The sequence below is a fragment of the Ferrovibrio sp. genome (genome assembly GCF_046297595.1).
GTDB lineage: Bacteria > Pseudomonadota > Alphaproteobacteria > Ferrovibrionales > Ferrovibrionaceae > Ferrovibrio.
In genome coordinates this window covers 44,725-57,913 of record NZ_JBKBHT010000001.1, presented here as the reverse complement: position 1 = coordinate 57,913, position 13,189 = coordinate 44,725, and the positions used below count along the sequence as shown (strand labels likewise).

Annotated in this window: 13 protein-coding genes; 12 read left to right on the top strand and 1 reads right to left on the bottom strand. The window is 64.3% G+C overall.

Features of this window, described 5'->3' with window-relative positions; all coding sequences use genetic code 11:
* From trkA to tgt, 12 genes are all read left to right on the top strand, one after another.
* Positions 1-1,377 (top strand): Trk system potassium transporter TrkA, encoded by a 1,377-nt coding sequence (gene trkA / locus ACK4FJ_RS00350; RefSeq protein WP_409762287.1) that lies wholly within the window; start codon positions 1-3, stop codon positions 1,375-1,377.
* Between the two features lie 23 nt (positions 1,378-1,400).
* On the top strand, positions 1,401-2,297 hold the full coding sequence (locus ACK4FJ_RS00345) for a D-amino-acid transaminase (protein WP_409762284.1): 897 nt from the start codon (positions 1,401-1,403) through the stop codon (positions 2,295-2,297).
* 216 nt (positions 2,298-2,513) lie between these two features.
* Positions 2,514-2,786 carry an RNA chaperone Hfq gene (gene hfq, locus ACK4FJ_RS00340; protein ID WP_409762281.1) on the top strand — a complete coding sequence of 91 codons (273 nt, stop codon included), beginning with the start codon at positions 2,514-2,516 and terminating at the stop codon, positions 2,784-2,786.
* Between the two features lie 66 nt (positions 2,787-2,852).
* On the top strand, positions 2,853-4,181 hold the full coding sequence (gene hflX, locus ACK4FJ_RS00335; RefSeq protein ID WP_409762278.1) for a GTPase HflX: 1,329 nt from the start codon (positions 2,853-2,855) through the stop codon (positions 4,179-4,181).
* Complete coding sequence (locus ACK4FJ_RS00330) at positions 4,178-5,008, top strand: inositol monophosphatase family protein (RefSeq protein ID WP_409762275.1); 831 nt, start codon at positions 4,178-4,180, stop codon at positions 5,006-5,008. Before hflX ends, ACK4FJ_RS00330 begins: the two co-directional genes overlap by 4 nt.
* 7 nt (positions 5,009-5,015) lie before the next feature.
* Complete coding sequence (locus ACK4FJ_RS00325) at positions 5,016-5,870, top strand: inositol monophosphatase family protein (RefSeq protein WP_409762271.1); 855 nt, start codon at positions 5,016-5,018, stop codon at positions 5,868-5,870.
* Between the two features lie 143 nt (positions 5,871-6,013).
* A complete protein-coding gene (gyrA, locus tag ACK4FJ_RS00320; RefSeq protein WP_409762268.1) occupies positions 6,014-8,749 on the top strand; it encodes a DNA gyrase subunit A in 2,736 nt (911 codons plus the stop codon).
* The gene (coaD, locus tag ACK4FJ_RS00315) at positions 8,749-9,270 is read left to right on the top strand and encodes a pantetheine-phosphate adenylyltransferase (RefSeq protein ID WP_409762265.1); all 522 of its coding nucleotides are present in this window, start codon (positions 8,749-8,751) and stop codon (positions 9,268-9,270) included. The genes gyrA and coaD overlap by 1 nt, the downstream gene beginning before the upstream one ends.
* Position 9,271: 1 nt before the next feature.
* A complete protein-coding gene (locus ACK4FJ_RS00310) occupies positions 9,272-9,832 on the top strand; it encodes a peptidylprolyl isomerase (protein WP_409762262.1) in 561 nt (186 codons plus the stop codon).
* A 15-nt stretch (positions 9,833-9,847) separates the two neighbouring features.
* Positions 9,848-10,330, top strand: a complete 483-nt coding sequence (locus ACK4FJ_RS00305) for a peptidylprolyl isomerase (RefSeq protein WP_409762259.1) — start codon at positions 9,848-9,850, stop codon at positions 10,328-10,330.
* A 31-nt stretch (positions 10,331-10,361) separates the two neighbouring features.
* Positions 10,362-11,417 carry a tRNA preQ1(34) S-adenosylmethionine ribosyltransferase-isomerase QueA gene (gene queA / locus ACK4FJ_RS00300; protein ID WP_409762256.1) on the top strand — a complete coding sequence of 352 codons (1,056 nt, stop codon included), beginning with the start codon at positions 10,362-10,364 and terminating at the stop codon, positions 11,415-11,417.
* Entirely contained in the window at positions 11,414-12,538 is a 1,125-nt protein-coding gene (gene tgt, locus ACK4FJ_RS00295; RefSeq protein WP_409762253.1) for a tRNA guanosine(34) transglycosylase Tgt, read from the top strand. The genes queA and tgt overlap by 4 nt, the downstream gene beginning before the upstream one ends.
* Positions 12,539-12,641: 103 nt before the next feature.
* On the opposite strand, the gene ACK4FJ_RS00290 is transcribed toward tgt, so the two are convergent.
* Positions 12,642-13,133, bottom strand: coding sequence for a PAS domain-containing protein (locus ACK4FJ_RS00290; RefSeq protein ID WP_409762250.1), 492 nt, complete (start codon positions 13,131-13,133; stop codon positions 12,642-12,644).
* Between the last annotated feature and the right edge of the window lie 56 nt (positions 13,134-13,189).

Here is a 13,189-nt window from a genome sequence, read left to right as displayed (position 1 = left end):
ATGAAGGTAATCGTTTGCGGCGCCGGCCTGGTGGGAACAACCATCGCCCGCCAGCTTGCTGCCGATGGCAATGAAGTGACCATGATCGACGTGTCGTCCGACCGCGCCAACAAGGCGGCGGAAAGCTACGACCTGCGCGGCATCGTCGGTCATGCCTCGCATCCCGATGTGCTGGAGCAGGCCGGCGCCGCAGATTCAGACATGCTGATCGCGGTCACCTTCGCCGACGAGGTGAATATGGTGGCCTGCGAGGTTGCGCATGCCCTGTTCAATGTGCCGACCAAGATCGCCCGCGTGCGCGCGCAGAGCTATCTGAAGCCGGAATGGGCCGACCTGTTCAACCAGAAACACATTTCAATCGACTACATCATTTCTCCCGAGATCGAAGTGGCGCGGGCGATTCATCGCCGCATCATGACGCCGGGAGCGTTCGACATGATCCCCTTTGCCGACGACAGGTTGCGCCTGATCGGCGTGCGCCTCGATGAGGATTGCCCGGTCCTGAACACGCCGTTGCGTCAGCTGACCGGGCTCTTCCCCGATCTGGCGATCAATGTCTGCGGCATCAACCGCAATGGCGCGCTGCTGGTGCCGGACGCCAACGACCACCTCGAGGCCGGCGACGAAATCTATTTCTGCGCCCTGAAGGACCATGTGCAGCGCGGCATGCGCCTGTTCGGCCACGAGGAACGCGAAGCCCGTCGTATCGTGCTCTGTGGCGGCGGCAATATCGGCATGTTCCTGGCGCGCGAAATCGAGGCGGCGCAGCCTTCGGTGCTGCTGAAGGTGGTGGAGGCCAGCCGCGACCGCGCCGAATTCGTCGCCGGGCAGCTCAAGAATGCCGTCGTGCTGAATGGTGATTCCCTCGATATGGACATTCTGAACGAGGCGAAGGTGGGCGCGGCGGAAGCCATCATCGCGCTGACCAACGACGACGAAGTGAATATCCTGACGTCCCTGCTGGCCAAGCGTGCCGGTGCACAAAGGGCGATCACGCTGGTCAACAATCCGGCCTACGAACCACTGATCGGTTCGCTGGGCGTCGATGTGGTGGTCAATCCCCGCTCTACGACCGTCTCCTCCATCCTCCAGCATGTGCGGCGCGGCCGCATCCGCGGGGTTCATTCGCTGATGGATGGCGCGGCCGAGGTGATCGAGGCGGAGGCAGTGGAAACCAGTGCGTTGGTCGGCCGTCCATTGTCGGAGCTGAATCTTCCCGATGGCCTGATGATCGGCGCCATCATCAGGGGCGACAGGGTGATGATTGCGCGCGGCGACAGCGAAATCGAGGCCGGCGACAGGGTGATCCTGTTCGCGCGCCGCGATGCGGTGAAGAAAGTCGAAAAACTCTTCGCCGTACGTCTCGAATTCTTTTAATTTCCCAGCAAAGGTAATGCGCGATGGCACGCGTCGTTTATGTCAACGGCCAGTATGTTCCCTACGGCCAGGCCGCCGTTCATGTCGAGGACCGCGGCTTCCAGTTCGCCGATGGCGTCTACGAGGTGATCGCCATCCTGAATGGCCGGCTGGTGGATGCGGAAGGGCATCTGGTCCGGCTGGAGCGCAGCCTCGATGAATTGCGGATCCCGCATCCCATGAGCCGTGCGGCCCTGACGGTGGTGCTGAATGAAACGATCCGCCGCAACCGGGTGAGGCAGGGCAATATCTATCTGCAGATCACTCGCGGCGCGGCGCGGCGCGAATTCGCTTTCCCCGGCGATATTCCGCCGACGGTGGTGGCGATTGCCCGCAGCGTCGACATGACCAAGGCGGCAGCCAATGCTGCCAAGGGCGTGGCGGCGATCACTCGTCCGGACATCCGCTGGGGCCGCTGCGACATCAAGTCGGTCGGGCTGCTGCCGGCCGCGCTGGCCAAGCAGGCGGCGAAGGAGGCCGGGGCCTATGAGGCCTGGCTGGTCGACCGCGACGGGTATGTGACGGAAGGCAGTTCGTCCAACGCCTGGATCGTGACCAAGGACAACGTGCTGGTGACCCGGGCGCTCAGCACGGCCATCCTGGGCGGCATCACCCGCAGCGCGGTGCTGGAACTGGCCCGCCGCGAAGGCCTGAAAGTCGAAAACCGGGCCTTCACGGTGGATGAAGCCCGGGCGGCCAAGGAGGCTTTCGTCACTTCGACCACCTCCTATGCCATGCCGGTGGTCAGCCTCGATGGCCAGCTGATCGGCAATGGCGGCCCCGGTGTGGTGGCGGCCCGGCTGCGGGCGCTTTATGAAGCGCATGCCGCAAGTCATGGTGCCGGCTCTGCCGACTGGGAAGCCGGGTTCCTCGCTCCCTGATTTCGTCTCTGTAGCAACCATTGGTGATGCCCGTCACGGCCCGACGGCTGGCCGGAAGGCGCCATTGTTTTGCCACTTTCGCCAATTAGTGATTTAATCTGCACATGCGTGGGGCTGCGGCCGCCGCCTCCGCATGTGCAGTCCGGTGCGACTTGGCCGAATTGCGTAAAAAACAAAACAAAGACAACAAGATAAGAAAAGAAAGGTCCAACAACTATGGCCGCCGACAAGCCTCAAAACGTCCAGGATGTCTTCCTCAACCACATCCGCAAAACCAAAACCCCCGTCACGGTCTTTCTCGTCAACGGCGTCAAGCTGCAGGGCATCATCAGCTGGTTCGACAATTTCTCGGTGCTGCTGCGCCGGGACGGTCACATGCAGCTGGTCTACAAGCACGCCATCTCCACGGTGATGCCGTCCGGCCCGATCCAGCTGTTCGACCCGGCCGCCCAGGGCGGCGGCGCCCAGTCGGCGGGAGAGCAGGGCTAAGCCTTTTTTGTTCCCGATGGCGATGTCCCGGTTGGTAATCCCGCGGGCATTGCTTATATGGCGGTAATGCCAGATCACATCGAAGGCGGCGACGAGCGCACCCGGCGTGCGCTCGTCCTGCATCCCACGCTCAAATCCCCCGGTCCCAAGGCAACGGCAGCCGACTTGCGCCGCCGCCCCGAGGCTCGCCTGGCCGAGGCGGTTGGCCTGGCCGCCGCCATCGACCTTGAGGTCGTGCATGCCGAGGTCGTCTGGCTGTCGGCCTGGCGGCCCGCCACCCTGATCGGTAGCGGCAAGACCGAGGAACTGGCGGCCTGGATCGCCGAGCATCCGGTCGATGTCGTGATCGTGGATGCGGCCGTAACCCCGGTGCAGCAGCGCAATCTGGAACGCGCGCTGAAGGCCAAGGTGATCGACCGCACCGGCCTGATCCTCGAAATCTTCGGCGCCCGCGCCCGCACCAAGGAAGGCCGCCTGCAGGTCGAACTGGCGCACCTGAACTACCAACGCTCGCGGCTGGTGCGGTCCTGGACCCACCTTGAGCGGCAGCGCGGCGGCTTCGGCTTCCTTGGCGGCCCCGGCGAAAGCCAGCTCGAAATCGATCGCCGCCTGATCGGCGAGCGCATCGCCCGCATCAGGATCGACCTCGAGCAGGTGGTGAATACCCGCTCGCTGCATCGCCGGGCGCGGCAGAAGGTGCCCTATCCGGTCGTGGCGCTGGTGGGCTACACGAATGCCGGTAAATCCACCCTGTTCAATCGCCTGACGGCGGCCGAGGTGATGGCCAAGGACCTGCTGTTCGCCACGCTGGACCCGACCATGCGCACGGTGCGCCTGCCATCGGGCCGGAACGTGATCCTCAGCGACACGGTTGGTTTCATCTCCGAACTGCCGACCCATCTGGTGGCGGCCTTCCGTGCCACGCTGGAAGAGGTGATCTCGGCCGACCTGATCCTGCATGTGCGCGACATGTCGCATCCCGATTGCGAAGCGCAGGCCGCCGATGTGCGCGATGTGCTGGCTTCGCTGGGCGTGACGGAAGACAGCGGCCATCGCCTGTTTGAGGCCTGGAACAAGGCCGACCAGCTCGATCCCGAGGCGCGCGAAACCCTGCAGAACCAGGCCGCGCGCCAGCAGGACGCCATCGTGATTTCCGCCCTGGAGGGCGCGGGTTGCGACGCATTGCTGCAACGGATCGATGGCATGCTGGCCAGCGACCGGGTCGAGCTGGCCGTCACGCTGGATGCCGGCGACGGCGCGGCTTTGGCTTGGCTGCACAGGCATGGCGAAGTGCTGGATATACGGGAACAGGACGGCCATCTGAAACTTTCGGTCGCCTTGTCGCAGGCCGAAGCCGGCAAATGGCTCAAACGACAGGAAGGACAGCGGGCATGACCGCAAGGATCGACATGGATGTGGTGCGGCTGCTGATCGAGGAGGCGGCACACACGGCGATCATGCCGCGGTTCCGCCAGCTCAAGACCGGCGATATCGACCAGAAGGCCGGGCCGCATGACGTCGTGACCATTGCGGACAAGGATTCCGAGGCTTTCCTGACCCCGCGACTGCAGGACCTTATCCCGGGTTCCACCGTGGTGGGTGAGGAGGCAGCCAGCGCTGAGGAGAGCATCATGGACGCCCTGCGTCGTCCCGGTGCGGCCTGGCTGATCGATCCGGTGGACGGCACTGCCAATTTCGCCGTCGGCAATGCGCTGTTCGCCGTGATGGTCGCGCTGGTGCAGGATGGCGATGCCGTGGCGAGCTGGATCCACGACCCGGTGCGCGGCATTACTGCCATGGCCGAGAAAGGCGGCGGTGCCTGGATGCGCGAGGCCGATGGCAGCCAGCGCCGGCTAGCCACGCCAAAGCCGCCTTCGCTGGCGCATCTTTCCGGTGCGCCCAATATCCGCTACGGCGACCGCGATTTCGCCGCCCGCATCGGCCACCGCGCCGACAAGACCGCCGGCGTGCTGATCCTGCGCTGCGCCGGGCAGGAATACCTTGCCATCGCCGACGGCCATATCCACTACGCCGTCTATAACCGCGCCCTGCCATGGGACCATGCGGCCGGCTGCCTGCTGATCACCGAGGCCGGCGGCGTGGCGAAACGCCTGGACGGCAGCCTCTATCGCGCCGCCGACAAACCCTGGGGCAGCCCCCTGGTGGCGGCCTGCGGCGAGGATCAGTGGAACTGGCTCAAGGCCGGCATCTTCGACCCCTGATCCTGCCATGACCATCGACATGGAAGCCGTGGGCGATCTGCTGCGGCAGGTCGGGCGCGAGATCATCATGCCGCGGTTCCGCCGGTTGCGTGTTGATGACATCCGCGAAAAAGCCCAGGCTGATCTGGTCACCATCGCCGATGAGGAGGCGGAAGCTTTCCTGACGCCACGGCTGGAAGCCCTGCTGCCTGGCTCGCGTACCGTGGGCGAGGAGGCCGTCAGCGCCAATCCCGCCCTGATCGGCCTGCTGGGCGAACCCGGCTATCACTGGGTGATCGATCCGATCGACGGTACCGCCAGTTTTGCCGCCGGCTCTGCACTTTTTGCCTGCATGGTCGCCCTGGTGAAGGACGGCGATGCCGTGGCGGGCTGGATTCTCGATCCTCCCACCGGTCGCCTGCACATGGCGGAGAAGGGCGCCGGGGCTTTCCTGCGTGAACCGGATGGCAGCCTGCAACGGCTGCGCACCGCCAATCCGCCATCGCTGGCGCATATTGCCGGCGTGGCCAATTTCCGCATGAAGGACCGCGACCTGGCCGCGCGGATTGCCTATCGGCTCGACCGCACTGCCGGCGTGCTGAACATGCGCTGCTCGGGTCAGGAATATCCGGCGATGGCGCTGGGGCAGATCCATTATGGCATTTACGGCCGCTGTATCCCGTGGGACCACGCGCCCGGCGCATTGCTGCTGACCGAGGCCGGCGGGGTGGTGCGCCGGCTCGACGGCACGCCTTATCGGGCCTCCGATCCTCCGGCTGGCGCCCTGCATCGCGCCGCCGACAAGCCGTGGGGCAGCCCCATGCTGGCGGCCTGCGGCGAAGACCAGTGGAACTGGCTGAAAACCGGTCTTTTTGACCCCTGATTTCCCCCCTGTTAGAGGGGCTCCCGGCATTGCTGCGGCCACCCTCGCCATGGTAGTTTCCGGGGCCTGATTCCAGGGCCGCAGAGGGCCTGTTCGGGCACCCGATTCGACCCATAAAAACCCTTATTCCGGACGCCCGTTTCGTGACCGATCAGCCGCAGCTTCCGCACGACATCCAGCCCATCTCCATCGAAGAGGAGATGCAGCGTTCGTATCTCGGTTACGCCATGAGCGTGATCGTGTCGCGCGCCTTACCCGATGCGCGCGACGGCCTGAAGCCCGTGCATCGCCGCATCCTCTATTCGATGCACGAGAACGGCTATCTGTCCGACAAACCCTACCGCAAGTCGGCCCGCGTGGTCGGTGACGTGATGGGTAAATACCACCCCCATGGCGACCAGTCGATCTACGACGCCATGGTGCGCATGGCGCAGCCATTCTCCATGAGCCAGCTTCTGCTCGATGGCCAGGGCAATTTCGGTTCGATGGACGGCGATAAGGCCGCGGCGATGCGTTACACCGAAATCCGCCTGGAAAAGGCGGCGGAAGCCCTGCTGACGGATATCGACAAGGACACCATCGATTTCCAGTCCAACTACGACGACAGCACGAAGGAACCTTCGGTGCTGCCGGCGCAGTTCCCGAACCTGCTGGTCAACGGCGCCAACGGCATCGCCGTCGGCATGGCCACGAACATCCCGCCGCATAACATGGGCGAGGTGATCGATGCCTGCTGCGCCTATGTCGACAATCCGGATGTGACGCTGGAGCAGCTGCTGGAAATCCTGCCGGCACCGGATTTCCCCACCGGCGGCATCATCCTCGGCCGCGCCGGTGCCAAGGCGGCGATGTGGACCGGGCGTGGCTCGGTCATCATGCGCGGCAAGGTGCATGTGGAGGAAATCCGCAAGGATCGCGAAGCCATCATCGTCACCGAAATTCCCTATCAGGTGAACAAGGCTTCGATGATCGAGAAGATCGCCGAGCTGGTGCGCGCCAAGAAGATCGAGGGCATTTCCGATCTGCGCGATGAATCCGACCGCGACGGCGTGCGCGTGGTGGTCGAGATCAAGCGCGACGCCATGGCCGACGTGGTGCTGAACCAGCTTTACCGCTTCACGCCGCTGCAGACTTCCTTCGGCGTCAACATGCTGGCGCTCAATGCCGGCAAGCCCGAGCTGCTCAACATCAAGCAGCTGATCGGCGCCTTCATCAATTTCCGCGAGGAGGTGATCCTCCGCCGCACCCGCTTCCTGCTCGGCAAGGCGCGCGACCGCGCCCATGTGTTGGTCGGCCTGGCCATCGCGGTGGCGAATATCGACGAGGTGATCAAGCTGATCCGCAGCGCGCCCGACCCGCAGACGGCGCGCGAGCAGTTGATGACCCGCGAATGGCCGGCCGCCGATGTGGCCGACATGATCGGCCTGATCGACGACCTGAGCCACAAGGTGATCGACGGCAAGTACAAGCTGTCGGAAACCCAGGCGCGCGCCATCCTCGACCTGCGCCTGCAGCGCCTGACCGCGCTGGGCCGCGACGAGATCGGCGACGAGATGAAGACGCTCGCCAGCGAGATCAACGAATATCTCTCCATCCTCGGCAGCCGCGAGAAGCTGATGGGCATTCTGCGCGCCGAGCTGGTTTCGATGCGCGAGCGCTTCGCCGTGCCGCGCCGGACCCAGATCGCCGAGATGGAATTCGAGCAGGATGACGAAGACCTGATCCAGCGCGAGGACATGGTCGTGACCGTCAGTTTCGGCGGCTATGTGAAGCGCACGCCGCTGTCGACCTACCGCCTGCAGAAGCGCGGCGGCAAGGGCCGCACCGGCATGAGCACCAAGAACGAGGATTTCGTCACCCGCGTGCTGGTGGCCAGCACTCATACGCCGGTGCTGTTCTTCTCCAATATCGGCCGCGTCTACAAGCTCAAGGTCTATCGCCTGCCCGAAGGCACGCCGCAGTCGCGCGGCAAGGCCTTCGTCAATCTGCTGCCGCTGGCCGAGGGCGAGAAGATCACCCAGGTGCTGCCGCTGCCCGAGGACGAGGCGAAGTGGGGCGAGCTGCATGTCATGTTCGCCACCGCCAAGGGCTATGTCCGCCGCAACGACCTGAGCGACTTCGTCACCATCAATGCCAATGGCAAGATCGCCATGAAGTTCGAGGGCGAGGATGCCGATGACAGCCTGGTCGGCGTGTTGCCCTGCACCGAGCAGGACGACATCCTGCTGGCCTCCTACGAGGGCAAGTGCGTGCGCTTCCCCGTGGCCGATGTGCGAACCTTCCAGAGCCGGGCCTCCACCGGCGTGCGCGGCATGAAGCTGGCCGAGGGCGACCGCGTGATCTCGATGTCGGTGCTGCGCCATATCGAGACCTCGGCCGAGGAACGCGAGGCCTACCTCAAATACGCCACGGCCCAGCGGCGCATCCGCGAGGGCGAGACCGGCGTGGAGCTGGCCTCGGAATTGCCGATGGAGCGGATCACCGAGCTGCAGGCGGCAGAGCAGTTCATCCTGACCGCTACGGAAAAGGGATTCGGCAAACGCAGCTCGGCCTATGAATACCGCATCACCAGCCGCGGCGGCTCGGGCATCATCAATATCGAGACTACCCCCAAGAACGGCAACGTCACGGCCGCTTTCCCGGTCGAGCATGACGATCAGATCATGCTGGTTACCGATGGCGGCCAGGTGATCCGTTGCCCCGTGGACGGCATCCGTATCGCCGGCCGCAATACCCAGGGCGTCATCATCTTCAAGCTCGGCGAGGGCGAGAAGGTTGCGTCGGTCGCCCATTTGCCGGAAAGTGGCCCCGCGCAGGACGAGGGCCAGGATGACGGCTCGTCCGCGAATGACGATGCAGGTGACTCTGGGGAGGAGTGATGACCAAGCAGCGCATCGGGTTGTACCCGGGCACGTTCGATCCGGTAACCAAGGGTCATTACGACATCATCAAGCGGGCCGGCAAACTGGTCGACAAGCTGGTGGTGGGCGTTGCCGTGAATATAGGCAAGGGGCCATTCTTCTCGCTGGAAGAACGTGTCGAGATGGTCCGCGAGGAAATCGGCCCGCTGATGCCGGGTGCCACCGAGTTCGAGGTCAAGCCGTTCTCCAACCTGCTGATGCATTTCGCCATGGACATCGGCGCGGTCATGATCATCCGCGGCCTGCGCGCCGTGTCGGATTTCGAATACGAATTCCAGATGGTCGGCATGAATGCCCGCCTGAATGCCGAGATCGAGACCGTTTTCCTGATGGCCTCCGACAATCATCAGTTCATCGCCTCGCGCCTGGTGAAGGAAATCGCCATGCTGGGCGGCGACATCAATCCCTTCGTCTCGCCCCGCGTGGCCGAGCGCATGCGCGCCCGCGTCGCGGCCCTGAAAGCCAATGGCGATGCCTGACATGCCGATCCTCCGTCGCCACCTGCTGACCCTCGCGCTGGCTGCCGCGCTGGCCTGGCCGGTGGCCGCCCACGCCCAGCGCATCGACGATCCCGAAAACACCCTGGTCATGGAACTGAAGGACGGCGGCAAGGTGGTGATCGCCATGCGTCCGGACCTGGCGCCCAAGCATGTCGCCCGCATCAAGGAGCTGGTGCGCAAAGGCTTCTATGACGGCATCGTGTTCCATCGTGTCATTCGCGGTTTCATGGCCCAGACCGGGGATCCCACCGGCACCGGGACCGGCGGCTCGGGTCAGAAGCTGAATGCCGAATTCAGCCGCGAACCGCATAAGCGCGGTACCGTGTCGATGGCCCGCGCCCAAAGCCCGAACAGCGCCGACAGCCAGTTCTTCATCTGCTTCGAGGATGCCTCTTTCCTGGATGGCCAGTATACCGTCTGGGGCAAGGTGATCTCGGGCATGGAGGCGGTGGACCGCATCAAGAAGGGTGCACCCGGCAGTGGCCAGGTCACCGACCCTGACAAGATCATCCGGCTGCGCGTCGCGGCTGACATCAAGTAACGTCGAGGAATTCCGATGAGCGCCGATCTCGAAAACACCCTGTATCTGGAACTGAAGGATGGCCGCGTAACCATCGCGCTGCGTCCCGATCTGGCGCCCAATCATGTCGCCCGCATCAAGGAGCTGGCGCGGCAGAATTTCTATGACGGCCTGAAATTTCATCGCGTGATCGAGGGCTTCATGGCCCAGACCGGCGATCCGCGCGGCGATGGCAGCGGCGGTTCGGGCCAGAAGCTGGATGCCGAGTTCAACGACGCCCCGCACAAGCGTGGCACCTGCTCGATGGCCCGTGCCCAGAACCCGAACAGCGCCGACAGCCAGTTCTTCATCTGCTTCGCCGATGCCCGTTTCCTTGACCGCCAGTATACCGTCTGGGGTGAGGTGGTGGAGGGTATGGAGCATGTCGACGCCATCAAGCGCGGTGACCAGGCCCGCAATGGCAGCGTTACGGATCCCGACAAGATCGTCTCGCTGCGCGTCGCCGCCGACGTCGCCTGACGCCTGCGCCTCCCATCCGGGAGGCTGAGCCATGCTGGTATCTGACTTTGACTTCACCCTGCCGCCCGCGCTGATCGCCGAGCGGCCGGCAGTGCCGCGTGAGGCCGCCCGGCTGCTGCATTTTCATGACGGCAGGATCGACCCGAAGGACTGGGTGGTGCGCGACCTGCCTCTGCTGCTACGGCCACGCGACCTGCTTGTTTTCAACGATACCAAGGTGATCCCGGCGCGGCTGTTCGGCCGGCGCGACCGCGGCCCCGCCGAGGTAAAGGTCGAGGCCCTGCTGCTGAAAAGCCTTGGCAACCGTCGCTGGACGGCGATGGCCAAGCCCGCCCGGCGGCTGAAGCCGGGCGACATGATTGTTTTCGATGGCGGCATCCGTGCCGAAACCGTGGGGCGCGAGGGCGAGCAGATCGTTCTGGCCTTTGACCGCGACGATGGCGAACTGCTGATGGCGCTGGAAACTGCTGGCGCCATGCCGCTGCCGCCATACATCGCGGCCCAGCGCCCGGCCGATGCGCGTGACCGCAGCGACTACCAGACCGTGTTCGCCGAAAAGGCCGGTGCCGTGGCCGCGCCCACCGCCGGCCTGCATTTCACCCCGGACCTGATCGGACAACTGAAAAGCATCGGCATTCGCTTTGCCCGCGTCACCCTGCATGTCGGTGCCGGCACCTTCCTGCCGGTGAAGGCCGAGCGGGTCGAAGAACATAAAATGCATGCCGAATGGGGCGAGGTGACGCCCGAGACCGTGACAGCCGTGCAGGAGGCCAAAGCCGCAGGCGGGCGGGTGATCGCCATCGGCACCACCTCGCTGCGCCTACTGGAAACTGCCGCGCGCGCCACCGGCGATCTGCAGCCATTTGCTGGGGAGACCGACATCTTCATCACGCCCGGTTTCGATTTCCGCGTCGCCAATGGCCTGATGACCAATTTCCACCTGCCCAAATCCACCCTGCTGATGCTGGTGGCGGCCTTTGTCGGGCTGGATGGCCAGCGCGCGATCTACCACCATGCGGTGGAGAAGGGCTTCCGTTTCTATTCCTACGGCGATACAAGCCTGCTGTTCAGACAGGCTCCGAAATGACCCTCCATTTTTCCGTCAGCGCCACCGATGGCGCCGCCCGCCGGGCCAGACTCGAAACCGCCCATGGCGTGATCGAGACGCCGACCTTCATGCCGGTTGGCACTGCGGCAACTGTCAAGGCCATGACGCCCGAGGCGGTGCGCGAAACCGGCGCGCAGATCATCCTGGGCAACACCTATCACCTGATGCTGCGGCCGACGGCCGAGCGCGTGGCGAAGCTGGGCGGCCTGCACAAGTTCATGAACTGGCCGGGGCCGATTCTCACCGATTCCGGCGGTTTCCAGGTGATGTCGCTGTCGCAGCTCAACAAAGTGACCGAACAGGGCGTCACTTTCCAGTCGCATATCGATGGCGCGCGCCATGAACTGACGCCCGAACGGTCCATCGAGATCCAGCATCTGCTGGACGCCACCATCACCATGCAGCTGGACGAATGCGTCAAGCTGCCCGCCACCGAGAAGCGCGCCGCCGAGGCGATGCGGCTGTCCATCCGCTGGGCCGAACGCTGCAAGACGGCTTTCCGACAGCGCGACGGCTATGGCCTGTTCGGCATCGTGCAGGGCGGCACCAATGCCGCGTTGCGTGAGGAATCCGCCAAAGGCCTGCTCGGCATCGGTTTCGACGGCTATGCCGTGGGCGGCCTTGCGGTGGGCGAGACGCAGGAGGAGATGTTCGCTACGCTGGATGTGACCGTGCCGCATCTGCCCGCCGACCGCCCGCGCTATCTGATGGGTGTGGGCAAGCCTTCTGATCTGGTGGGTGCCGTTATGCGCGGCATCGACATGTTCGACTGCGTGATGCCGACCCGCTCGGGCCGCACCGGCCAGGCTTTCACGCGGCGCGGCAGCATCAACATCCGCAATGCGCGCCATGCCGAAGACCCGCGGCCGCTGGACGAGCATTGCCGCTGCCCCGCTTGCCGCGACTACAGCCGGGCCTATCTGCATCACCTGGTGCGCTCTGACGAAATCCTCGGTGCCATGCTGATGACCCAGCATAACCTGACCTATTACCAGGATCTGATGGTCGGCATGCGCGGCGCCATTGCCGAAGGCCGGCTGCAGGCCTTTGCCGCCGATTTCCACGCCGGCCAGGCACTCGGCGACATAGAACCGCTTTAGCGATGCTGCTGCGGCACCTGCGGGTTTTTGCCATTGCCGCCGTGTTCGCCGCGATTGCCTATGGGCTTGTCAGCCTTGTGTTCCGGCTGACCCGCGACTGGTTTTAAGCCTCGTCGTCGTAATACGTGACATTCAGCAATTGATCGATCTGCTCGCTGTTGTCGACAATGAGGGGCATGGTGATCGATTCAAACGTCACGAAGCTGCGGTCGACGAAATAGTAACTGCCAGCGGCGCGCAGCGGTTTTGCTTCATCCACCACCCATGACAGGCCGCGATTGAAATCGGCATAGGCCTGTTCGTTCATGATCTCGTCAACGTATTTGCCGGTCGGATCGCGGCCGGAATACTGGCTGATCAGCGTGCCATACAGGCGGATACGGAAGCGCCGTCCGGCTTCGCTGCGCGCGACTTCGTAGATCAGGATGCGGGGCAGGTAGGGGCGCAGGACAAAAGGGGAGAAATCGGCCCGGTCAGGCGCAATCCGTCCGGCGCGTTTCTCCTCCCACAAGGCCGCCAGTTCTCGCAGCTCGGGGCGGTCGAAACGCAGGCTCGGATCGAGGCGGAACCTGCTCTCGACGATCTGCCTGTTCACGGAGTTTCCCCCCTGTTCATCAGCAGCATAGCCGATGAAGCAACCAGATCACGAAT